Origin of the sequence: Caldimonas manganoxidans ATCC BAA-369 (assembly GCF_000381125.1) — a bacterium.
GTDB classification, from domain to species: Bacteria; Pseudomonadota; Gammaproteobacteria; order Burkholderiales; family Burkholderiaceae_C; genus Caldimonas; species Caldimonas manganoxidans.
In genome coordinates, this window is sequence record NZ_KB905966.1 from 1 (window position 1) to 22,335 (window position 22,335).

Consider the following 22,335-nt stretch of genomic DNA (forward strand, 5'->3'; position numbering starts at 1 on the left):
CGCGCGGGTCGAGCACCCGTTTCATGTGCTCAAGCGCCTGTGGGGCTTTGCCAAGGTGCGCTACCGAGGCCTGGCCAAGAACGCCAACCGCGCCTTCACGGCGCTGGCGATGGTCAACCTGTACATGGCCGCACGGCGCGTGCCGGCATTGGTGCGCCCGTAATGGGCCCATCATGGCCCGGGCGGGCGCCGAAGGGCCCGCCAGTAAGGCCCTCGAGGCCGTAGAACGCGCCAAAAACGCTCCGTTTCGCCCCGCGCAGGACAATCTCGCCGCGGCGCGGGGCTTGATCAGCGTTTCCTTATCTGAACCCCGCCGCCCGCCGCAAGCTGGGCTTGCGCCTGGACCAGCCCTTGGACGGCCTGCACTATGCCCAGTTCAACACCCCGCAGACCAACGAGCTGATCGCCCGAGAGGTCTTGCCCGCCGTGCGTCGGGACGGACTCTGGCTGGGCGAGACCAGCTTTTACGACGCCGCGGGCGCCGAGGTGCGCGTCAGTCACATGGTGCTGGCCCACCGCGATCCGCAAGGCCGCATCACGCACTTCTCTGGCGTGCTGCGCGACATCACCGTCGAGGCGGCCGCGCGCCAGGAAGTCCAGCGCCAAGCCGCCACGCTGCGCTCGGTGGCCGAGCATCTGCCGGTGATCGTCGGCGTGGTGGGCCGCGATCGCCGCTATCGCTACGTCAACCGTGCTTACGAACGTTGGCTGGGCCGGCCGGCCGAGCAGATCGTCGGCCGCCCCCTCGACGAAGTGCTCGGCCCGCAAGAATACGCCCGCAGCCAGCCTTGGGTGGATCGCGTCCTGGCCGGTGAGACCGTCAGCTTCGAAAAAGACTTTCCCGAGCGCCGCACGCACCGGCACCTGTCCATCCACTTCATCCCGCTGCGTCTGGACGATGGCACCATCGACGGCTTCGTCGACATGGCCCAAGACATCAGCGAGCAGCGGCAGGAAACCCTGCGCCTGCTGAACCTGGCGCACACCGATCCCTTGACCGGCGTGCTCAACCGCGCCGGCTTCGAGGCCGCCTTGGCGCACCATGCCGCCCAGGGCACGCGCCTGGCGGTGCTGTACCTGGACTTGGACCATTTCAAGCCGGTCAACGACACGCATGGCCACCCCGTGGGCGACGAACTGTTGCGGCTGTTCGCCGCGCGGCTGGCGCGCCTGGTGCGCCCCAGCGACACGGTCGCGCGGCTGGGCGGCGACGAGTTCGCCGTGCTCTTGCCCGGCATCGACCGCATCGAACAGGCCCAAGCCGTGGCCGACAAGGTCTTGGAAGCCGCCCACCAGCCCTTCACCGTGGGCCAGCTGCGGCTGCACATCGGCGCCAGCGTGGGCATCGCCTGGGGCCGTGCCGGGGCCGACGGCGGCCGCGCGCTGGTCGCGCAGGCCGATGCGCAGCTCTACCGCGCCAAGCAAGAAGGACGGGGCCGCTACGCGGCCGCCGCCGCAGCCGCCTGAGCGGAGCGTTCAGTCTGCGCGCCGCCAGCCGCCGCCCAGGGCCTTGTACAGATCGACTGCGGCCACCAGCCGGGCCAGCCGGGTTTGCGCCACGGTGTCCTGGGCCGCAAACAAGGTGCGTTGGGCGTCCAGCAAGGTGGCCAAGTCGTCCACCCCTTCGCGATAGCGGCGTTCGGCCAGCTGCAGCGCCCGCTGCGCCTCGTCCACCAGGGTGCGCTGGATGCGCTCTTGCTGCGCCAGCCGGGCCGTCTGCGTCAAGGCCTGCTCCACCTCTTGCAAGGCCGTCAGCACGGCAGCCTGGTACGCCTGCACGAGCTGGCGGCGTGTGGATTCGGCCAGTTCGAGCTGCACTTGGCGCCGTCCGCCGTCGAACAGCGTCTGCGCCAACGACGCCGCCAACGAGGCCGAGGCCACCGGCTGGCTGAGCGACACCAACGCCGCCGACGCCCAGCCGGCCGAGCCCGACAGCTCGAACGAGGGCAGCAACGCCGCCCGGGCGGCGGCCACGTCGGCATCGGCGGCCGCCAAACGAGCCTCGGCAGCCGCCAGGTCGGGCCGGCGCGTGAGCAAGTCCGACGGCAAGCCGGCGGACACTTCCGGCACTTGCAAGGCCTCGAAATCGGCCGCCGGCACGGCAAAGCCCTGCGGCGCACGCCCGAGCAACAAGGCCAATGCATCTTCGGTTTGGCGCAGTTGCTCTTGCAGCGGCAGCACCGCGGCGCGCTGGTTCAGCACCGTGCTGCGCTGGCGACTGAGGTCCAAGGCCGAGGCCGCGCCATTGCGGTAACGCACCTCGACGATGCCCAGCAGCCGCTCGGCCACGGCCAGGTTGTCGCTGGCGATGTCCAGCCGCAGCCGCAAGGCCAGCACCTGGAACCAGGCTTGGGCCACGCGGGCGGCCAGGCTCAAGCGGGCGCCGTCGAGGTCGAAGCGGCTGGCCTGCCAGCTGGCTTGGGCGCTGCGGCGGCCGGCGGCCAGACGGCCCCAGAGATCCACTTCATAGCTCACCGACAAGCTGGCGCTGCTGGACTCGCTGCGGCTGGACGGCGCATCCCCGCCGTCACTGCGCGTGGCCGAGCTGCGCAGGCCCGCCGTGACCGTGGGCCAGCGCGCAGCGCCTGCACTGCGCAGCTGCAACTCGGCCTGCACCACCCGTTCGGCGGCTTGGGCCACGTCCAGATTGGCTTGCAGGGCCTGATCGATCAAGGCTGGCAGCGCCGGTGCGCCAAACGTCCCCCACCACTGCACCGCATCGGCCCGCAGGTCTGCGGCCGACGGGGCGCTCGCGCGCCAAGCCTGCGGCAGCGCCAGGTCGGGACGGGCCGCCGGCGGTGCGACGGCGCACGCGGTCAGGCTCAGCGCCAGGCTCAGCACGAGGGGCCGGACGGCCCAGGTCGAACGGGTGAGAAACGGTCGATCACGCATGTCATTGGGCCGCCAAGGCCACCACGGGATCCAGACGCGCGGCCTTGCGCGCCGGCAGGAAACCAAAGACCAGCCCGGTGGCAAACGCGCATCCAAAGGCCAGCAGCACCGGCAGCGCGGTCACCTGCACCGGCACATCGAAGGCCGCCAGCACGGCCGCCACGGTCAAGCCCAGGCCGACGCCCACCGCCCCGCCCAAGGCCGTGACCACCAGGGCTTCGATGAGGAACTGCTGCATGATGTTGCGCTCGCGCGCGCCGGTGGCCATGCGGATGCCAATTTCCCGCGTGCGCTCGGTCACCGACACCAGCATGATGTTCATCACCCCGATGCCGCCCACCAGCAGCGAGATCGCCGCAATCGAGCCCAACAGGATGGTCATGGTGTTGGCCGTTTGTTCGGCCGTCTCGATCACCGAGGCCATGTTGCGAACCTGGTAGTCCACCAGGCCGTGGCGCTCCAATAGCAGCATCTCCACGTCTTGCTGGGTCTGATCGATGCGGCTGACGTCCTGCACCGCCACGGTCACGTTGCGCAAATGGCGCTGGCCCGACACGCGCAGGCTGCTGGTCTCGAAAGGAATGAAGATCACATCGTCTTGATCCGAGCCCATCGGCGAGGCCCCGCGCTCGGCCATCACGCCGATGACTTGGAACACCAGGTTGTTGACCAGCACATACTGGCCCAGCGGATCCTCTCCGTCGGGAAAAAGCGCCCGCGCCACGGTTTGGCCCAGCACGGCCACGGCCGCGTAGTTGCGGGCATCCTCCGCCGAGAAAAAGATGCCGCGCGCCACCGGCCACTGGCGCGCCAGCGGAAACAAGTGCGAGGTGCCGTTGGCATAGGTCTGCAAGTCCTGATGCCCATAGCGCACGGTCACCGACGTGTTTTGCTCCGGGATGGCCGCCAGCACATTGGGCACTTCGGCATTGATGGCCTGCACGTCCTCGTTCACCAGTGTGGTGATGCTCCAACTGCCGCGCTGATTGGGCGCGCCGGGGCGCACCAGCAACAGGTTCGAGCCCATGGCACTGACGCGCTCGAGCACCTGCTGCTTGGCACCGTCCCCGATGGCCATCATCGCGATCACCGAAGCCACACCGATGACGATGCCCAGCAACGTCAGCACCGAGCGCAAGACATTGCTGCGCAGCGAGCGCCAGGCCATCTTGGCCGCCTCGACGACCTCCGCCGCCCAGGGGCTGTCCCCTCCGGGGGGCGACGGCGGCTGGATGTCATCATCGCCTGCCGGCAACAGGGCCTCGGGCCGGCGCGGGCGCGTGCGGTCGGCCACGATGCGGCCATCCTTGATCTCGATGATGCGCTGGGCATGCTCGGCCACCTCGCGCTCGTGCGTGATCAGGATCACGGTGTGCCCCCGCAGCCACAACTGGGTGAGCAGCCGCATCACTTCCTCGCCGGTGCGGCTGTCCAGCGCGCCGGTCGGCTCGTCGGCCAACAACACGCGCCCGCCGTTCATCAGCGCACGTGCGATCGACACGCGCTGCTGCTGCCCGCCGGAGAGCTGGTGGGGCCGATGGTGCACCCGCTCGGCCAAGCCCAAATCGCTCAACAGCGCGCGCGCCCGGGCATGACGGCGCGCCGGCGGCAAGCCCGCATAAATGGCCGGCACCTCGACATTCTCCAAGGCCGTGGCGCCGGCAATGAGGTGGTAGCTCTGAAACACGAAGCCGAAGGCCTCGCGGCGCAGACGGGCCAGCTCGTCGCGATCGAGCGTGCCGACCTCGCGGCCCTCGAAGCGATAGCTGCCGGCGCTGGGGCGGTCCAGACAACCGAGGATGTTCATCAGCGTGGACTTGCCCGAGCCCGAGGCGCCCATGATCGCGACGAACTCGCCCTCATGGATCTCCAGATCGATGCCATGCAAGACCTGCACGGCTGCCTCGCCCGCGTTGTAGATGCGCGTGACCCCCGACAGCGCGATCAATGGCACGGCCCCGGCCGCACCCGCCGCGGACCCCAACGCGCCCTCGGACTCTCGCTTCATCGCCGTGGCCCTCCCAGACCCCATGGGCCGGGGGGCGGCCCACCGGCACGCTCCCGATCGCTGCCGCGCGTGCGCGCCTGGCGCTCGCCGACGATCACCTCCTCGCCCACGCGCAGCCCAGACAGCACCTGCACTTGCACCCGGTTGCTCACCCCCAGCTCGACGCGGCGCTCTTCGATGCGCCCCTGCGCATCGATCACCCGCACCAGCCCCCAGCGCGGCGCGCCCTCCTCCGCGGCCATGGCCCGATGACGCTCGCGCAACGCCTGGCGCTGCTCGGGGCTGAGCCGCTCCAGCGCCTGGCGACGTTCTTCCGGCGTCATGGCCGCCAGGGCCGCGCGGCTGGGCAGCCCATCGGCGGCAGCGGTCATTGCCACGGCCCTGGACGTGCCTGCGGCGGCCGGCGCCGCCTCGCCCGCGCCGGCACGCGATGGGCTCGTCACGGCGGCTGCCGGCACCCACAGCGCGTCACGAGCAGCCGCCGCGACGAAAAAGACCTGCGCGGTCATCTGCGTCATCAGCGTCTGATTGGGGTTGGGCACGTCGAACAGCGCGTTGTAGAGCACCACGTTGTTCGTCACCGTCGGCGTGGGTTCGATCTTGCGCAGCTGGCCATGCCAGCGCCGCCCTTGCCCGCCCAGGATGGTGAAGTAGGCCGGCATGCCGATGCGCAACTTGCCCACATCGGCCTCGGACACCTGGGTCTGCACCGTCATCGTCGACAAATCGGCAATGCGCATCAGAATGGGCGCCGACTGGTTCGTATTGAGCGTCTGGCCGCGGCGCGCGGAGATCGACACCACCGTGCCGTCCATCGGTGCATAAATCTTCGAGAACCGCAGATTGGCCTCGTCGGCGCGCAACGTGGATTCGGTTTGATCGATCTGGGCTTTCAAGGCCTCGATCTGCGCGCGCGCGGCCGCCAGGCTGGTTTCGGCCTGCTGCAAGGCGTCTTGGGTGGTGGCGTCGGCGGCCATCAGGTTTTTCTGGCGCTCATACTGGAGTTGCGCCAGCCGCAGCTGGGCCTCGCGCTCGACCATGGTCGCGCGTTGATTGCGCAGCAACGCACGGCGGGCATCCACATTGGCTGCATAGACGGTGGCATCGATCTCGGCCAACAAGTCCCCTTTGGCCACGATGCTGCCCACCTCGACATGGAGATGCTGCAACTGGCCCGACACCTGTGCGCCCACATCCACATAGTCGCGCGGCTGCAGCGTGCCGGTGGCCGTCACCAAGTCCTCGATATCGCCTTGCTGCACCTTGGCGATTTGGTACAGCTCGCGCGGGTCCGGCGCGCGGCCCAAGCGCTGCCAGCCCCACGCGGCCAGCGCCAGCGCAGCCACCAGCATCGCCGCAGCGATGGCCCAGCGGCGGGCACGGCGGCCCCGGGCCGCCAACGCAGTCATGGCAACGGGCATGATCGAAAACAAAGCAAAAGGTTGGTCCAAGGGCCCCGGCCGTTCCCGGCGGCGGCATGCAACCCCTCCAGTGTGGCAGCCTTGCGTGAAGCCTGGCCGCCTGCTCTGGGAAGTTTTGTAAAGCCTGGGGCCATGCGGCGCGGCCGGCGAAGCGCTGGCTCAAATCGTCAGCGGATCCACATCCACCGCCCAGCGCAGCACCCCCTTGTGCTGGCCGCGCAGCCCGTGCAGGCGGGGGCACCACTGCGCCAAGAACTGCTGCAGCAGCGGCCTGGAGGCCGACTCCAACAGCATCTGCGCCCGCTCCACGTCGGCCACCCGCGGCAGACTCATCGGCACGGGCGGATAAATCGTCAGCCCCTGGGGCGGCGCGGCCAGCTCCGCGGCCGCCGCCAGCCACGCCTGGGCCGCCTCCTGGCTGCGCGCCTCGGCCCGCAGCAAGGCCAGATGCGCATGCGGCGGCAACCCGGCCATCGCGCGCTCTGCCAGCAAGCTGGCCGCAAAAGCCTCGTAGTCGTGGCTGCGCAGGGCCTGGTACAGCGGATGGGCCGGATGCCAGGTTTGCACCAGCAGTTCGGCGCGCCCGGCCTGCGCGGCATCCCGCCCGGCCCGCCCGGCCGCCTGCATCAGCAGCGCAAACAAGCGCTCGCTGGCGCGGAAATCGCTGGAGAACAAGGCCGCATCCGGATTGACCACCGCCACCAGCGTCACCCTGCGAAAGTCATGCCCCTTGGCCACCATCTGCGTGCCCACCAGGATGTCCACCTCGCCCGCATGCACGCTGGCCAGCCGGGCCTGCAGCGCCCCCTTCCCGCGGGTCGTGTCTGCATCGATGCGCGCCAGCCGCGCCTCGGGCAGCGCCGCGGCCAGTTGCTCCTCCAGCCGCTCGGTGCCACGGCCCACCGGGCGGATGTCCGGATTGCCACAGTCCGGGCAGGCGCGGGGCACCGGCTGCGTGAAGCCGCAGTGATGGCAGCGCAGGCTGCGGTCGGCGCGATGGAACACCTGCCAGGCACTGCAATGCGGGCAGCCGCTTTTCCACCCGCAGTCCAGACAATGCAGCACCGGCGCGTAGCCCCGGCGATTGAGCAGCACCACACTTTGCTCGCCGCGCGCCAGCCGTTCGCGTAGCGCCTGCAGCAGCGGCGGGCTCAAAGCCTCGTGGGCCGCGGCCGCGCGAGGCACATGGTTCAAATCGATGAAGCGCACCGCCGGCAAGGCGCCGCCGCCAATGCGGCTGGGCATGCTCAACCGCACATAGCGGCCGCGCTGCGCCTGGTGCCAGCTCTCCAGCGACGGCGTGGCCGACGCCAGCAACACCGGGCAGCCCTCCAGACGACCCCGATAGACCGCCAAGTCCCGCGCCGAGTAGCGAGCCCCTTCCTGACTCTTGTACGAGGGGTCGTGCTCCTCGTCCACCACGATCAAGCCCAGTCTGGGCATTGGCGTGAAGATCGCCATGCGGGTGCCCAACACGATGTCGGCCCGCCCCAGATGCGCCGCCAGCCAATGTCGCAACCGCTGCGCCGGCGTCAGCGCGCTGTGCAAAGAGACGATCAGCCGCTCGGGAAAGCGCTCGGCAAAGCGCTGCTCCAGCTGCGGCGTGAGGTTGATCTCGGGCACCAGCACCAAGGCCTGACGCCCGGCCGCCAGCGCATCGGCCACCGCGCGCAGATAGACCTCGGTCTTGCCACTGCCCGTGCTGCCGAACAACAAGGCCGTCCGCGCGCCCGCCTGGCGCCAGCCTTGTAGTGCGGCGGCCTGCTCGGCCGTCAGCTCGGGGGGCGTCGGAGCCGGCCCGCCCGGGCCACGCAAGCGCTCCAGCCGCTGCAGCCGCAGCGCCAGCTGCCGATCGTCCAGCCGCCGCAGCTCCGGCGGCAGCGCCGCCAGCGCCACCTCGCCCAGGCTGCGCTGGTAATACCCGGCCGCAAAAGTCACCAGTTCGCACCAGGCCGCCGGCAGCGGCGGCAGGTTGCGCAGCGCTGAGACCACCGGCCGCAGCTCCACCCCAGGCTCGCACGGCGCCTGCTCCGACCGCGGCCACACCACCCCACAGACCGTGCGGCGCCCCAGCGGCACCTGCACCAAGGTGCCCGGCGGCCAGGCCTTGTCGCTGCGATAGCTCAAAGCCCCCCGCAGTGCGCTGTGCTGCGGCGCATCCACGACGACGGCCAGCCTCAGTTCTTCGGACATGGATAGGGCGCCAACTCTTGCGTAACTTTCTGCAAAACGCGTCTAAGCCCTTGAGTTCAAACCTATTTTTCAACCATCCACAGAATCTGTGGATAACTTTGTGAGCAAGCTGCGAAAACGCGCGCTAAGTGCTTGTGCCATCGAGACTGCCTTGGCTTGATGCAGCCGTGAGCACCGCCAAATAATCCTTATGAATCAATGACTTACATCGCAGCCCTGGCATGGCCATGCTTCGCCGCAACATCGAGGCCCTCGCTGAGCGGCTGCCGCCAACATGGGGATAAGTCAAGCCCTCAGTGACAAATTTGCGGGTCTGTCCGGGTTGACCCTTGCGATGTGCGCAAAGCCTATCTCGCCAAGGCCCGCAGTTGGCGCGAGTGGCGATGGACCGTGTCCACCAGGACCTGCACATGCTCGGGCGGGGTGTGCGGGCTGATGCCATGGCCCAGGTTGAACACATGCCCTCCCCAGCGGCCATCGGGCGTCTGCGGCGGGCCGAAGCTGTCCAGCGTGCGGATCACCTCGGCCTCGATCTGGGCCGGCTCGGCGAACAGCACGCTCGGATCCAGATTGCCTTGCAAGGCCACCCGGTCGCCCACGCGACGCCGCGCCTGCGCGAGGTTGACCGTCCAGTCCAGCCCCACGGCCTCGGCCGGCAGGTCGGCGATCTCCTCCAGCCACAGCCCGCCCCCCTTGGTGAAGACGATGCGCGGCACCACCCGGCCGTCCCGCTCGCGCACGAGCTGCTCCAGCACGCGCCGCGTGTAGGCCAGGCTGAAGGTTTGGAACGCCCCGTCGGCCAACACCCCGCCCCAGGAGTCGAAAATCATCACGGCCTGGGCGCCGGCTTCGATCTGGGCGTTCAAGTAGGCCGCCACCGCATCCGCATTGACCGCCAGGATGCGATGCATCAGATCGGGGCGGCGGTACATCAGGCTCTTGACCTGCCGATAATCGTCCGAGCCCGCGCCCTCGACCATGTAGCAGGCCAGCGTCCAGGGGCTGCCCGAAAAGCCGATCAGCGGCACGCGGCCGGCCAAGGCGCGGCGAATCTCTCGCACCGCATCGAACACGTATTGCAGCCGCGCCATGTCCGGCACCGCCAGCTTGGCCACGGCCGCCTCGTCGCGCACCGGATGCGCAAAGCGCGGCCCTTCGCCCTGGGCAAAGCTCAAGCCCAGCCCCATGGCATCGGGCACGGTCAGGATGTCCGAAAACAAGATCGCGGCATCGAGGTCATAGCGGTCCAGCGGCTGCAGCGTCACCTCGGTGGCCAAGGCCGGCGACGTGGCCAGCCCCATGAAACTGCCCGCGCGCTCGCGGGTGGCCCGGTACTCGGGCAGGTAACGGCCCGCCTGACGCATCAGCCACACGGGCGTGTGCTCGGTGGGCTGACGCAGCAAGGCGCGCAAGAATTGGTCGTTGTGCAAAACGGCGCTCATCGGGGCATTGTAAAAGTCGGCGCTGCCCCCACCTTGCGCGACATGGCAAGATCACTGACCACGCCAATCCCTTGGGGGGAACGATCCATCATGAAGCACATCCTTCGTCGCCTGGGGCTTTCGGCCGTCGTGCTGCTGGGCTTGGTGCTCGGCGGCTGCGGCTACAACGATTTCCAACGCCTGGACGAGCAGGTCAAGGCCTCGTGGTCCGAAGTGCTCAACCAATACCAGCGCCGCGCCGACCTCATCCCCAACATCGTCAACACGGTCAAAGGCGAGGCCAATTTCGAGCAAGAGACCCTCACCCGCGTGATCGAGGCCCGCTCGCGCGCCACGGCCATTCAAGTCACGCCCGAGACACTCAACGACCCCGATGCCTTCAACCGCTTCCAGCAGGCCCAGGGCGAGTTGTCCAGCGCGCTGTCGCGCCTGATGGCCATCAGCGAGAACTACCCCAACCTGCGCGCCAACCAAGCGTTCCAGGACCTGCGCGTGCAGCTCGAAGGCACGGAAAACCGCATCACCGTGGCCCGCAATGCTTACATCAAAGCCGTGCAGGACTACAACGTGTTGGCGCGCAGCTTTCCCACCAACCTGACGGCCATGCTCTTCGGCTACCAGACCAAGCCCAACTTCACGGTCACCAACGAAGCCGAGATCGCGCGTCCGCCGACGGTGGATTTCGGTGGCGCGGCCTCCCGCTGAGGTCCAGATGACCGCCTTGTCGCGCGGGTTCTTCGCCCTCGTGCTGGGCCTGGCCCTGCTGGCTGGCTGGGCCGCGGCTGGCGTCCAGCCAGCACCCCTGCAACCGGTGCCCGCCCTGACCGCGCGCGTCATCGATCACACCGGCACGCTGCGCCCCGAGCAACGTGAGGCCCTGGAAGCCAAGCTCGCGGCCTTCGAACACCGCCACGGCAGCCAAATCGTCGTGCTGATGGTGCCCACCACCGCCCCCGAAGACATCGCCGCCTACGCCTGGCGCGTGGCCGACACCTGGAAGATCGGCCGCCGTGCGGTGGGCGACGGCGTGTTGCTGGTCGTGGCCAAGAACGACCGGCGCGTGCGCATCGAAGTGGCCCGCACACTGGAAGGCGCCATTCCGGACTTGGCCGCCTATCGCATCATCGACGAGTACATCACCCCGGCCTTCCGCCAAGGCGACTTTGCCGGCGGGCTGGACGCCGGCGTCGAGCGCTTGATGGACTTGATCCGGGGTGAAGGCCTGCCCGCGCCTGCGCGTGACGCCGGCCGCGGCCCGGCCCCGCCCGGACTGGGCGACTGGCTTGCCTTCGTGCTGGTGGGCGCGCCCATCGTCGGCGGTGTGCTCTCCGGGCTGCTGGGCCGGCGCTGGGGCTCCTTGGCCACCGGGGGGCTGATGGGGGCCGTCGGCGCGATCGTGACCGCCTCGCTGCTGCTGGGATTGCTGATCGGCGCCGTCGCCCTGGTGCTGACGCTGGCCATGGGCACCGGCGGCTCGCGTCGCAGCGGCGGGCCGATCATCTGGGGCGGCGGCCCCGGCGGCTTCGGCGGCGGCTTCGGTGGCGGCGGGGGCTTCAGCTCCGGTGGCGGCGGCAGTTTCGGCGGCGGTGGTGCGTCGGGGCGGTGGTGACATGGTTCGTCTGCTGCGCTTTTTGAAACACCGCTGGTGGGATGAACGCACCGCCCGGCGCGTGCTCGATGAGGCCGCGCTACAGCGCCTGCAGCAACGTGTGGCCGCCAGCGAGCAGCGCCACAGCGGACAAATCCGCGTGTGCGTCGAAGCCAGCCTGCCGCTGTCCTACCTGTGGCGCAATGCCGACGTGCGCGAGCGCGCGCTCAGCCTGTTCGGCAAGCTGCGGGTATGGGACACCGAGCACAACAACGGCGTGCTGATCTACGTGCTGCTGGTCGAGCAGGACATCGAAATCGTCGCCGATCGGGGGCTGGCTCGCCATATCCCCCCCGACCAATGGCAGCCGCTCATCGACCACATGGCGCAAGCCTTTGCGCAAGGACGCTTCGAAGACGGTCTGGCCCGCGCGATCGACGAGGTCGGCGCCTTGCTGGAGCGCCATTTTCCGGCCTCGCCCGAGCGGCCCGGCCAGAACGAGCTGCCCGACACGGTGGTCGATTTGCGGCGCTGAAAGCACGACGCCCGCACGAGGCGGGCGTCGTTGCACGGCGGGCGCAGCGCCGCTTCACTTCTTGCGGTATTTGCGCAGCGCGGCAATCTGGGCGGCCATGGCCGCGAACTCGCTCTGAGCCTTGGCGAAGTCGATGTCGCTCTTGGCGTTCTTCATCGCCTCCTCGGCCAGGCGCTTGGCCTCCAGGGCCTTGGCCTCGTCGAGATCCTTGCCGCGGATGGCCGTGTCGGCCAGCACGGTCACGTGATCGGGCTGCACCTCCAGGATGCCGCCGGCGACGAACACGAATTCTTCCTCACCGTTGTCCGCCCGCTCGATGCGCACCGCCCCGGGCTTGATGCGCGTGATCAACGGGGTGTGCTTGGGCAGAATGCCCAGCTCACCGGCCTCGCCCGGCAGGGCGACGAACTTCGCCTCCCCCGAGAAGATCGACTCCTCGGCCGAGACGACATCCACTTGAATGGTGGCCATGCTCAGGGTCCTTTCACGTCTAGAAGCTGCTTGAAACAAGCCGTCCGTGGGCGGTGGGGCGGTGCGAGGCCGCGCGCGGGGCCAGCCCCGGCAGGTACGGCCACGGCGCGCCCCACGCGCCGCGCAGGGCGATCATTGCAGCTTCTTGGCTTTCTCGAAGGCCTCGTCGATGGTGCCGACCATGTAGAAGGCCTGCTCGGGCAGGTGGTCGCATTCGCCATTGACGATCATCTTGAAGCCGCGGATGGTCTCCGACAGCGGCACGTACTTGCCGGGCTGCCCCGTGAACACCTCGGCCACGTGGAAGGGCTGCGACAGGAAGCGCTGGATCTTGCGTGCGCGGGCCACGGCCAGTTTGTCTTCGGGCGACAGCTCGTCCATGCCCAGGATCGCGATGATGTCGCGCAGTTCCTTGTAGCGCTGCAGCACGGCCTGCACGGCACGCGTGGTGTTGTAGTGCTCCTCGCCCACGACATTGGGGTCGACCTGACGGCTGGTGGAATCCAGCGGGTCCACGGCGGGGTAGATCCCCAGCGCCGCGATGTCGCGCGAGAGCACCACGGTGGCATCCAGGTGAGCGAAGGTGGTGGCCGGCGACGGGTCGGTCAGGTCGTCCGCGGGCACGTACACGGCCTGGATCGAGGTGATCGAGCCGACCTTGGTGGAGGTGATGCGCTCTTGCAGCTTGCCCATTTCTTCGGCCAGCGTGGGCTGATAACCCACGGCCGAGGGCATGCGGCCCAGCAGCGCGGACACTTCGGTACCGGCCAGGGTGTAGCGGTAGATGTTGTCCACGAAGAACAGCACGTCGCGGCCTTCGTCCCGGAAGGACTCGGCAATCGTCAGGCCGGTCAGGGCCACGCGCAGACGGTTGCCCGGCGGCTCGTTCATCTGGCCATACACCATGGCCACCTTGGACTTGGAGAGGTCCTCGCTGACCACCACGCCCGACTCCATCATCTCGTGATAGAAGTCATTGCCCTCACGGGTGCGCTCACCCACCCCGGCGAACACGGACAGGCCCGAGTGCGCCTTGGCGATGTTGTTGATGAGCTCCATCATGTTGACGGTCTTGCCCACACCGGCACCGCCGAACAGACCCACCTTGCCGCCCTTGGCGAACGGGCAGATCAAGTCGATCACCTTGATGCCGGTTTCCAGCAGCTCGGTCGAGGGCGACAACTCGTCATACGCCGGGGCCTTGCGGTGAATGGACGCCGTCAGCTCCTGGCTGACCGGACCGCGCTCGTCGATCGGGCGACCCAGCACGTCCATGATGCGGCCCAGCGTGGCCTTGCCCACGGGCACGGTGATCGGCCCGCCGGTGTTGGTCACGACCATGCCGCGGCGCAGGCCGTCGGAGGAGCCCAGCGCGATGGTGCGCACCACGCCGTCGCCGAGCTGCTGCTGCACTTCCAGCGTCAGGTCGCTGCCTGCCATCTTCAGGGCGTCGTACACCTTGGGCATCTGGTCGCGCGGGAACTCCACGTCCACCACGGCGCCGATGCACTGAACGATCTTGCCTTCAGCCATTTTTCGTTCCTTCAATCAGTATTCGTTATGCCTTCGGTGCCACGCCGCTTCAGACGGCTGCCGCACCGCCGACGATCTCGGCCAGTTCCTTCGTGATCGCCGCCTGACGGGTTTTGTTGTATTCGAGCTTGAGCTCGTTGATCAGATTGCCCGCGTTGTCGGTGGCCGCCTTCATCGCCACCATGCGCGCCGATTGCTCGGAGGCCATGTTCTCGGCCACGGCCTGGTAGACGATGGCTTCGATGTAGCGCGTGAGCAGCTCATCGATGACGGTGGGCGCATCCGGCTCGTAGAGGTAATCCCAGGCGTGCGCATCCTTGTCGGCTTGCAGCTTGTCGGCCGCCAGGGGCAGGAGCTGTTCGATCACCGGCTCTTGCTTCATCGTGTTGATGAAGCGGGTGTAGCAGAGGTAGACCGCGTCGAGCTTGCCCTCGGCGTACTGGTCGAGCAGCACTTTGACCGGGCCGATCAGCCGGTCCAGATGCGGCTTGTCGCCCAGCTGGGTGACCTGGCTGACCACCTTGGCCCCGATGCGGTTCAGGAAACTCAGGCCCTTGTTGCCGATGGCCACGGCCTGCGCCTTCAAGCCCTGGGCTTCCAGTTCCTTCAGCTTGGCCGTGGTCGCGCGCAGGATGTTGGTGTTCAGGCCGCCGCACAGCCCCTTGTCGGTGGTCACCACGATCACGCCAACCTGTCCGGTGCCGCTGTTCTTTTGCAAGAACGGCGGCTTGTACTCCGGATTGGCCTGGGCGAGGTTGGCCGCGACGTTGCGCACCTTGTCGGCATAGGGCCGGGCCGCACGCATGCGGTCCTGCGCCTTGCGCATCTTGGAAGCGGCGACCATCTCCATGGCCTTGGTGATCTTCTTGGTGTTCTCCACCGACTTGATCTTGCCGCGTATTTCCTTGCCTGCCGCCATGACGGAACTCCTTCTGTGAGGGGTTAGGCGAAGGACTTCTTGAACGCGGCGATCGCGGCGGTCAGTTCGGCCTCGGCGTCCTTGTCCATGGCCTTGTCGGTCTCGAGCTTGGTCAGCAGCGCCGCATGGCTGGTCTTCAGGTACTGGTGCAGGCCGGACTCGAAGGCCAGGACCTTCTTGACGTCCACGTCGTCCAGGAAGCCCTTGTTCACCGCGAACAGCGAGGCGGCCATCAGGCTGATGGGCAGCGGGCTGTACTGGGGCTGCTTGAGCAGTTCGGTCACGCGGGCGCCACGGTCGAGCTGCTTGCGGGTGGCTTCGTCCAGATCGGAGGCGAACTGCGCGAAGGCCGCCAGTTCACGGTACTGCGCCAGGTCGGTACGGATGCCGCCCGACAGACCCTTGATCAGCTTGGTCTGGGCCGCACCGCCCACCCGCGACACCGAGATGCCCGCGTTGATGGCGGGGCGGATGCCGGCGTTGAAGAGGTTGGTCTCCAGGAAGATCTGGCCGTCGGTGATCGAGATCACGTTGGTCGGCACGAAGGCGGACACGTCGCCGGCCTGGGTCTCGATGATGGGCAGCGCGGTCAGCGAGCCGGTCTTGCCCTTGACCTCACCCTTGGTGAAGGCTTCGACGTAGTCGGCGTTCACACGCGCAGCGCGCTCCAGCAGGCGGCTGTGCAGGTAGAACACGTCGCCGGGGAAGGCTTCACGGCCCGGCGGACGGCGCAGCAGCAGCGAGACCTGGCGGTAGGCCACGGCCTGCTTGGACAGGTCGTCATAGACGATCAGGGCATCCTGGCCGCGGTCGCGGAAGTACTCGCCCATCGTGCAGCCCGAGTAGGCCGCGACGTACTGCATCGCGGCGGACTCGGAGGCCGAGGCGGCCACGACGATGGTGTAGTCCATCGCACCGTGCTGTTCCAGTGCGCGCACCACGTTCTTGATCGACGAGGCCTTCTGGCCGATCGCGACGTAGATGCAGGTGACGCCCTGGCCCTTCTGGTTGATGATGGTGTCGATCGCCACCGCGGTCTTGCCGGTCTGGCGGTCGCCGATGATCAGCTCACGCTGGCCGCGGCCGATGGGCACCATCGCGTCGATGGACTTCAGGCCGGTCTGCAGCGGCTGCGACACCGACTGGCGCGCGATCACGCCGGGGGCGACCTTCTCGATCACGTCGGTCAGCTTGGCGTTGATCGGGCCCTTGCCGTCGATCGGGCGGCCCAGGGCGTCGACCACGCGGCCGATGAGCTCGGGGCCCACGGGCACTTCCAGGATGCGGCCGGTGCACTTGACCGTGTCGCCCTCGGACACGTGCTCGTAGTCGCCCAGGATCACGGCGCCGACGGAGTCGCGCTCGAGGTTGAGCGCCAGGCCGTAGGTGGGCTGACCGTTCTTGTCGGCCGGGAACTCCAGCATCTCGCCTTGCATCGCGTCGGACAGGCCATGGATACGGCAGATGCCGTCCGTCACCGATACCACGGTGCCCTGGTTGCGGATGTCGGCCGAGACGCCGAGACCCTCGATGCGGCTCTTGATGAGTTCGGAAATTTCTGCGGGATTCAGTTGCATTGCGTACTCCCAGTCTGGTTGTCGGCCCGGGGCCTGAACCGAGTTCGGGCCCGGGACCTTCCCGGGCGATCAAGCGTTGGTCTGGCCTCAGGCCGTCAGCGCCACCTTCATGCGTTCGAGTCGTGCCTTGACCGAGGTGTCGAGCACCTCGTCGCCCACCACCACGCGCACGCCGCCAATCAGCGAGGGATCGACCTCCACCCGCGCCTGCAGCTTGCAGCCAAAGCGCTTCTCCAGCGTGGGCAGCAGCTCCTTGAGCTGTTCGTCGCTCAGGGGGAAGGCGCTGAGGATGTGGGCCTCGGCCGAGCCCGCCGCCGCATTCTTGAGCGCGCGGAACTGGGCCGCGATCTCAGGCAGCGCCGCCAGGCGGTCGTTGTCGATCACGGTGCGCAGGAAGTTGCCCACCTGCGGGATCAGCGGGGCCTTGAGCACCGAGGCGAACAGGTCGTAGACCTGCTCGGGCGTCACCTTGGGGTTGGCGGCGAACAGGCGCACCTGCGGCTCGGCGGCCACGCGCGCCAGCGCATCGACCTGGTCGGCGATGGCGTCGGCGTCGGCGCGCGCCGCCACCCGGTACAGGGCCTCGGCGTAAGGACGTGCGATGGTTGCAAGCTCGGCCATGGTCACAGCTCGGTTTTCAGGCGGTTGAGCAGGTCGGCATGCACCGAGGCGTTGACCTCGCGACGCAGGATCTGCTCGGCCCCTTTGACGGCCAGCATGGCCACCTGCTCGCGCAGGGCCTCGCGGGCCTGGACGACCTGCTGCTCGGCTTCGGCGCGGGCCGCGGCAACGATCTTCTGGCCTTCCTCGCTGGCCTTTTTCTTGGCTTCTTCGATGATGGCCTGGGCACGCCGCTCGGCATCGGCCAGCAGCTTGGAGGTTTCATCGCGCGAGGCAGCCAGCTGTTGCTGGACCTCTTGATGGGCTCGAGCCAGCTCGGCCTTGGCCTTGTCGGCGGCGGCCAGGCCTTCGGCGATTTTCTGCGCGCGTTCGTCCAGGGCCTTCGTGATGGGTGGCCACACGTATTTCATCGTGAACCACATCAGGATGCCAAAGACCACGAACTGCGCAACGAGTGTCGCGTTGATGTTCATGGATCAGGCCTTTCGTTTCTCTGAAATCGAGGACGGATCGCAATCCGCTGTACGAGAGAAAGAAAAAACCGATCAGACGGCGAACGGATTGGCGAAAGCGAACAGCAGCGCAATGGCCACGCCGATCAGGAAGGCCGCGTCGATCAGACCGGCCAGGATGAACATCTTGGTCTGCAGCTCGTTCATCAGCTCGGGCTGACGGGCCGACGACTCGAGGAACTTGCCACCCATCAGCGCGATGCCGATGGAAGCGCCGATGGCGCCCAGGCCGACGATCAGACCGCAAGCCAGCGCGACAAGACCCAGAATGTTTTCCATGATTGCTCCTATTGGAAGGTTGTTGACGGACGGAAGAAAAAACCGAAAAAAAGCCGGCGGGCTCGCCACCTGCCGGCGGTTGAAACTCAATGGCTTTCGTGGGCCTGGCCGACGTAGATCAGCGTCAGCATCATGAAGATGAAGGCCTGCAGCGTGATGATCAGGATGTGGAAGATGGCCCAGATCGTGCCGGCGATCACGTGACCGATGAACATCAGCGAGCCGCCCAGCGACAGCGCGGCGCTCGCGCCCATCAGGGCGATCAGCATGAACACCAGCTCGCCGGCGTACATATTGCCGAACAGTCGCATGCCGTGGGAGATCGTCTTGGCCGCGTACTCGATCAGGTTGAGCAGGAAGTTGAACGGGGCCAGCAGCACGGCACCGATGCCGTGGCCGTGGAACGGGGCGGAGAAGAGGTCCTTCACGAAGCCGCCGAGGCCCTTGACCTTGATGCCGTAGTACAGGCACATCGCGAACACGAAGCTGGACATGCCCAGGGTGATGGACAGGTCGGCGGTGGCCACGACGCGCATGTAGTCGGGCAGCCCCAGGGCCGGGCCAGCCCAGTGCCACAGTTGCGGAATGGCATCGACCGGCACCAGGTCCATCGCGTTCATCAGGAAGATCCAGACGAAGGCGGTGAGCGCGGCGGCCGAGACGGCGCGGCGCGAGGTCTCGTTGTGGACGATGCCCTTGGCCTGGGTGTCGACCAGCTCGACGAGCATTTCCACCAGCCCTTGCAGGCGGCCCGGCACGCCGGAGTGCACGCGGCGTGCGGCATAGGCCATGAAGAGGACGGCCGTCAGGCCCAGCGAGATGGACCAGAACAGCGAGTCGAGGTTGAAGACGGAGAAGTCGATGATCTCGGTCTGCTTCTTGTTCTGCAGATGGACCAGATGGTGGGTGATGTAATCACCCGCGGTGAGCGCTTGTCCTTCGGCTGCCATCGTTCGTTCTCGTCAACGGTCGCGCGAGGCGACGGTTTGTGTCTGTTGCACCCGACCCCGCCACAGCAGGGCCGCCCCATTCACTTTCAAGCACACCACCATCGCCGCCAGCACGGCCAGCCAGCTCAGGTTGGGCACGAATCTTGCGGCCGCCACCAACATGGCCACGGCCACGACGATCTTCACCAACTCCCAGACCATGAACCTCAGCACCAGGGTGCCGGGGTTCGTGCCGGAAGCGCCGGTCATCCCGCGGGCCAGCAGGGCCCCCGGCACCACCACGGCCGCCGCGCCGATCAGCGCCGAGACGACCGTCTCGCCCCTGCCGGTGACCAGCCACGCCAGCGCGGCCACCACCAGCCCGGCCACGGCCTGGGCCGTGACCACCCGCCAGGGCGAGAGCGGCGGGTGCTTCGCGCGCCAGGCCTGCGCCTGCTCGGGCGTCAGGGGCTTGAACGGCGCGGCTTCGTCCGCATCTTCCTGCTTCCAGTCGTCGTGCCCATGACCTTGGGGGTCATGGGCCCGTGGCGCTTGCGCCTGGCCGGGATCGTTCCGGTCGGTCGTGGCGGGCACGGCAGTTACAGTTGGTTGCGGCAAAGCCTCGGGATTATACGTGGAAACCCCCACGTCCTTTCCACCCCCGGGGTGCCATGGTGTGCCTCCACGCGGCCGACCCCGGCATGCCACGGATGGGCTGACCCTGTGTGCGAGGCCGAGCTGGCCGGCTCAAAGCTGGCAGGCCGCGGCGGCCAAGCCCGGCACCTCCACCCTCACCTGCAACACGCAACCGGCCCAAGGCTGGGCCGCCAGTTCTTCGGCCGGGCGCTTGTCGCGCGCCGTGGTGATGTACAGCGTGCGCAGATCGGCCCCGCCAAAGCAGGGCATCGTCGGGCAACGCACCGGCAGGCGCAGCTCGTGCAGCACCTCGCCCTGCGGGGACAGTCGCAACACGCGTGCGCCTTCGAACATCGCCACCCAGTAGCAGCCTTCGGCATCCATTGCCGCGCCGTCGGGTCGGCCGCCATAACACTCCAGCGGCTGGCCTTCGCCGCGCGGCTCGAAGCGGGCGAACACGCGCCGCGGCCCCAAGCTGCCATCGGTGGGGTCGTAGTCGAAGGCATAGATGGTGTGCGCCTTGGTGTCGGACCAGTACATCGTGCGGCCGTCCGGGCTCCACGCCAGGCCGTTGGACACCGTGATGCCATCGGCCCGTCGGCGGAGGGTTCCGGTGTCGTCCAGGCAGTACAGCGCGGCCCGTGCCGGGCTGCGCGGCTCGTAGATCGTGCCCACCCACAGCCGCCCGGCCGGATCGCTCTTGGCGTCGTTGAAACGCTCGCAGGCCGGGTCATAGGGCGGGGGCGCCAGCAGGGTGCGGTGGCCGCTGGCCGGGTCGAAGTGGACGATGCCGCTGCGCAGCGTCAGCACCAGCCCGCCGCGACGGGCCGGCACACACGCCGACACATCGGTGTCGAAGGTCCAGCTGTCCAGCCGCCCGGTGTCGGGCTGCAGGCGATGCAGGCGATGCCCCGGAATGTCACAGAAGTACAGGCATTGCTCGACCGGATGCCACAGGGGCGATTCCCCCAGCAGGGCCATGGCCTCGGTCGCAGGTCGCAACGTGTCGGGATGGGTGCTCATGAGAGGCGGGCCTCCAGCAAGTCGATCTGCATCCACGCCGAGTGGGTCTGGCCCTCGGCCAAGGCCACCAGGCCATGGGCCAGCGGGTCGTCGCGGTGGAAGGCATCGTTGGCATGGCTGACGGGCTCGACCGCATAGTCGGGCCGCGTCGGCGGGGTGAAGACCACCAGATACTCGGTGCTGGCGCGCAGCCGCAGGTCGAAGCTCTGGTCGTGCAAGAAAGCTTCGCCGCTCCACCCGGTGTGGCAGTGGTCCAGGTCCAGCGCCTCGATGGGCGCATCCAAGGCGTCGCAAGGCCGAAGCTGCGTGGGCAGTTTGCGCTCGTCCATCTCCCAGCGACCGACCACCGCCGCTTGCAGACGGCTGCCGGGTCGCTTGAGGAAATAGGGGTGCCAGCCCAGCCCCATGGGCGCGGTGCCCGGCCCCCGATGGGTGGCCGAGAGCTCGAAGCGCAGGCTGCGGGGCGACAGCTCGATGCGCTGGCAGGCTTCGAAGGCGAAGGGCCAGTCGGCATCGGGGGTGTGGCACAGCCTCAGCTCCACCGCTTCGGCCGTGCGATGCACCACCGTCCAGGCCCGTTGGAAGCCCACGCCATGCATGGGATGGGGGCTATCGGCCACGTTGAGCCGCACACGATGGACGTGCCCTTGCCAGGGCAGATGCCCGTCGGCGATGCGATTGGAATACGGCACCAGGGGATAGGAGGCGGCGCGGCGGGCCCCGGTCAAGGCCATCGGCTCGGTGCTGCGCAGCACCGGATGCCCGTTCCACCACAGGCCGGCCACGCACCCCCCGAGGTCCGGGCGCAAGGCCAGGCGCCATGCATCCAGGCGCAGCTCCACGCCAAGGGGATCGGTCAGGGTCATGTTCGAGCTCGAGTTGAGGCAGGCGCGACATCCTAAGCGCGTACCTCGCTGTAACCGCAGCACCGATCTCAGCGCGCCAGGGTGCCGGCGGTCACCGAGTGCACGATGGGGATGTCCTGGGTGCGCAGGGCCGACAGCGCCGCCTGTGCGCCGCGCATCATCAAGCCCAGATCGCTGCCGACGCCGACGAAGTCGAAGCCCATCGCGCGGTATTGCGCCACCAGGTCGGGCGTCGCCCCCATGGTGCCCACCGGCCGCCCCAGGGCCTTGCAGCGATCGACCGCGCGGGCCAGGCAGGCCATGACCTCCGGGTGGGCGGGCTCGCCGAGGTGGCCCAGGCTGGCAGACAAATCGGCCGGCCCCAGGAAGATCGCATCGACCCCGGGCACCTGGGCGATGGATTCGAGTGCCTCCAGGGCTTCGCGGGTTTCCAGCTGGACGATGACGCCCACGGTCTGGTTCGCATGGCGCAGGGCCTGCGCGGCCGTGCCATAGCGGGTGGCGCGGCTGAGGCCCATCACGCCGCGCACGCCCTCGGGCGGGTAGCGGGTGGAGGCCACCGCGCGGCGGGCCTCATCGGCGCTTTGCACGAAAGGGAACATCACCGTGGTGGCACCGGCGTCGAGCACACGCTTGACGATCACCGGCTCGTTCCAAGGCACGCGCACCACGCTCACCATGCGGGTGTTGCCCACGGCCTGCAGCAAATGAACCAGATCGCCCAGGTCGGTGGTGCTGTGCTCCAGGTCGAGCACGGCCCAATCGAAACCGGCGTGGCCCAGGGCCTCGGCCGCCAAGGCATTGGACGAAACGATCCAGGTGCCCACCGGCGGGTGCGCGCCGGCAGCCTGGAGCAAATGGCGAAAGGGGTTCATGCAAGCCTCCTCCTG

The 22,335-nt window shown here is 68.2% G+C and carries 22 protein-coding genes; 5 read left to right on the forward strand and 17 right to left on the reverse strand.

Going from position 1 to position 22,335, the window contains the following annotated elements; all coding sequences use genetic code 11:
* On the forward strand, positions 1-163 hold a 163-nt coding region (locus F615_RS19745), incomplete at its 5' end, for a transposase (protein WP_156824495.1).
* 140 nt (positions 164-303) lie between these two features.
* Positions 304-1,467, forward strand: a complete 1,164-nt coding sequence (locus tag F615_RS18800) for a sensor domain-containing diguanylate cyclase (RefSeq protein WP_259371330.1) — start codon at positions 304-306, stop codon at positions 1,465-1,467.
* Between the two features lie 9 nt (positions 1,468-1,476).
* Here F615_RS18800 and F615_RS0115030 read toward each other — a convergent pair whose 3' ends face one another.
* The 5 genes from F615_RS0115030 to hemE form a co-directional block, all read right to left on the reverse strand.
* The gene (locus tag F615_RS0115030) at positions 1,477-2,892 is read right to left on the reverse strand and encodes an efflux transporter outer membrane subunit (protein WP_019562000.1); all 1,416 of its coding nucleotides are present in this window, start codon (positions 2,890-2,892) and stop codon (positions 1,477-1,479) included.
* A gap of 1 nt (position 2,893) precedes the next feature.
* Complete coding sequence (locus tag F615_RS0115035; RefSeq protein ID WP_019562001.1) at positions 2,894-4,900, reverse strand: MacB family efflux pump subunit; 2,007 nt, start codon at positions 4,898-4,900, stop codon at positions 2,894-2,896.
* Complete coding sequence (locus F615_RS0115040; RefSeq protein ID WP_198150818.1) at positions 4,897-6,321, reverse strand: efflux RND transporter periplasmic adaptor subunit; 1,425 nt, start codon at positions 6,319-6,321, stop codon at positions 4,897-4,899. The genes F615_RS0115035 and F615_RS0115040 overlap by 4 nt, the downstream gene beginning before the upstream one ends.
* A gap of 159 nt (positions 6,322-6,480) precedes the next feature.
* Positions 6,481-8,514 carry a primosomal protein N' gene (locus F615_RS0115045; RefSeq protein WP_019562003.1) on the reverse strand — a complete coding sequence of 678 codons (2,034 nt, stop codon included), beginning with the start codon at positions 8,512-8,514 and terminating at the stop codon, positions 6,481-6,483.
* Between the two features lie 347 nt (positions 8,515-8,861).
* Entirely contained in the window at positions 8,862-9,956 is a 1,095-nt protein-coding gene (gene hemE, locus F615_RS0115050; protein WP_026330364.1) for a uroporphyrinogen decarboxylase, read from the reverse strand.
* A gap of 90 nt (positions 9,957-10,046) precedes the next feature.
* Between hemE and F615_RS0115055 the strand changes: the two genes are divergently transcribed.
* Genes F615_RS0115055 through F615_RS0115065 form a run of 3 tightly spaced genes read left to right on the forward strand, consistent with a single transcriptional unit; the run spans position 10,047 to position 12,079 of the window.
* Positions 10,047-10,661: a LemA family protein gene (locus F615_RS0115055; RefSeq protein WP_019562005.1), complete on the forward strand. Its 615-nt coding sequence runs from the start codon at positions 10,047-10,049 to the stop codon at positions 10,659-10,661.
* A 7-nt stretch (positions 10,662-10,668) separates the two neighbouring features.
* A complete protein-coding gene (locus tag F615_RS0115060) occupies positions 10,669-11,565 on the forward strand; it encodes a TPM domain-containing protein (protein WP_019562006.1) in 897 nt (298 codons plus the stop codon).
* Between the two features lies 1 nt (position 11,566).
* The gene (locus F615_RS0115065; RefSeq protein WP_051090257.1) at positions 11,567-12,079 is read left to right on the forward strand and encodes a TPM domain-containing protein; all 513 of its coding nucleotides are present in this window, start codon (positions 11,567-11,569) and stop codon (positions 12,077-12,079) included.
* Between the two features lie 54 nt (positions 12,080-12,133).
* Here F615_RS0115065 and F615_RS0115070 read toward each other — a convergent pair whose 3' ends face one another.
* From F615_RS0115070 to F615_RS0115125, 12 genes are all read right to left on the reverse strand, one after another.
* Positions 12,134-12,550: a F0F1 ATP synthase subunit epsilon gene (locus tag F615_RS0115070; protein ID WP_019562008.1), complete on the reverse strand. Its 417-nt coding sequence runs from the start codon at positions 12,548-12,550 to the stop codon at positions 12,134-12,136.
* A 132-nt stretch (positions 12,551-12,682) separates the two neighbouring features.
* On the reverse strand, positions 12,683-14,083 hold the full coding sequence (gene atpD / locus F615_RS0115075; protein WP_019562009.1) for a F0F1 ATP synthase subunit beta: 1,401 nt from the start codon (positions 14,081-14,083) through the stop codon (positions 12,683-12,685).
* A 49-nt stretch (positions 14,084-14,132) separates the two neighbouring features.
* Positions 14,133-15,002, reverse strand: coding sequence for a F0F1 ATP synthase subunit gamma (atpG, locus tag F615_RS0115080; protein WP_019562010.1), 870 nt, complete (start codon positions 15,000-15,002; stop codon positions 14,133-14,135).
* A 23-nt stretch (positions 15,003-15,025) separates the two neighbouring features.
* The gene (atpA, locus tag F615_RS0115085) at positions 15,026-16,579 is read right to left on the reverse strand and encodes a F0F1 ATP synthase subunit alpha (RefSeq protein WP_019562011.1); all 1,554 of its coding nucleotides are present in this window, start codon (positions 16,577-16,579) and stop codon (positions 15,026-15,028) included.
* Positions 16,580-16,666: 87 nt separating this feature from the next.
* Positions 16,667-17,200 carry a F0F1 ATP synthase subunit delta gene (locus tag F615_RS0115090; protein WP_026330366.1) on the reverse strand — a complete coding sequence of 178 codons (534 nt, stop codon included), beginning with the start codon at positions 17,198-17,200 and terminating at the stop codon, positions 16,667-16,669.
* A gap of 2 nt (positions 17,201-17,202) precedes the next feature.
* Complete coding sequence (locus F615_RS0115095) at positions 17,203-17,673, reverse strand: F0F1 ATP synthase subunit B (protein ID WP_019562013.1); 471 nt, start codon at positions 17,671-17,673, stop codon at positions 17,203-17,205.
* A gap of 72 nt (positions 17,674-17,745) precedes the next feature.
* Complete coding sequence (gene atpE, locus F615_RS0115100; protein WP_019562014.1) at positions 17,746-17,991, reverse strand: F0F1 ATP synthase subunit C; 246 nt, start codon at positions 17,989-17,991, stop codon at positions 17,746-17,748.
* Between the two features lie 86 nt (positions 17,992-18,077).
* Complete coding sequence (atpB, locus tag F615_RS0115105; RefSeq protein ID WP_019562015.1) at positions 18,078-18,941, reverse strand: F0F1 ATP synthase subunit A; 864 nt, start codon at positions 18,939-18,941, stop codon at positions 18,078-18,080.
* Between the two features lie 12 nt (positions 18,942-18,953).
* A complete protein-coding gene (locus F615_RS0115110) occupies positions 18,954-19,514 on the reverse strand; it encodes an ATP synthase subunit I (RefSeq protein ID WP_019562016.1) in 561 nt (186 codons plus the stop codon).
* 153 nt (positions 19,515-19,667) lie between these two features.
* Positions 19,668-20,579 carry an SMP-30/gluconolactonase/LRE family protein gene (locus tag F615_RS0115115; protein ID WP_019562017.1) on the reverse strand — a complete coding sequence of 304 codons (912 nt, stop codon included), beginning with the start codon at positions 20,577-20,579 and terminating at the stop codon, positions 19,668-19,670.
* Entirely contained in the window at positions 20,576-21,445 is an 870-nt protein-coding gene (locus F615_RS0115120; RefSeq protein ID WP_019562018.1) for an aldose 1-epimerase, read from the reverse strand. The genes F615_RS0115115 and F615_RS0115120 overlap by 4 nt, the downstream gene beginning before the upstream one ends.
* Before the next feature lie 68 nt (positions 21,446-21,513).
* Positions 21,514-22,320, reverse strand: a complete 807-nt coding sequence (locus tag F615_RS0115125; protein WP_019562019.1) for an HpcH/HpaI aldolase family protein — start codon at positions 22,318-22,320, stop codon at positions 21,514-21,516.
* Positions 22,321-22,335: the final 15 nt, after the last annotated feature.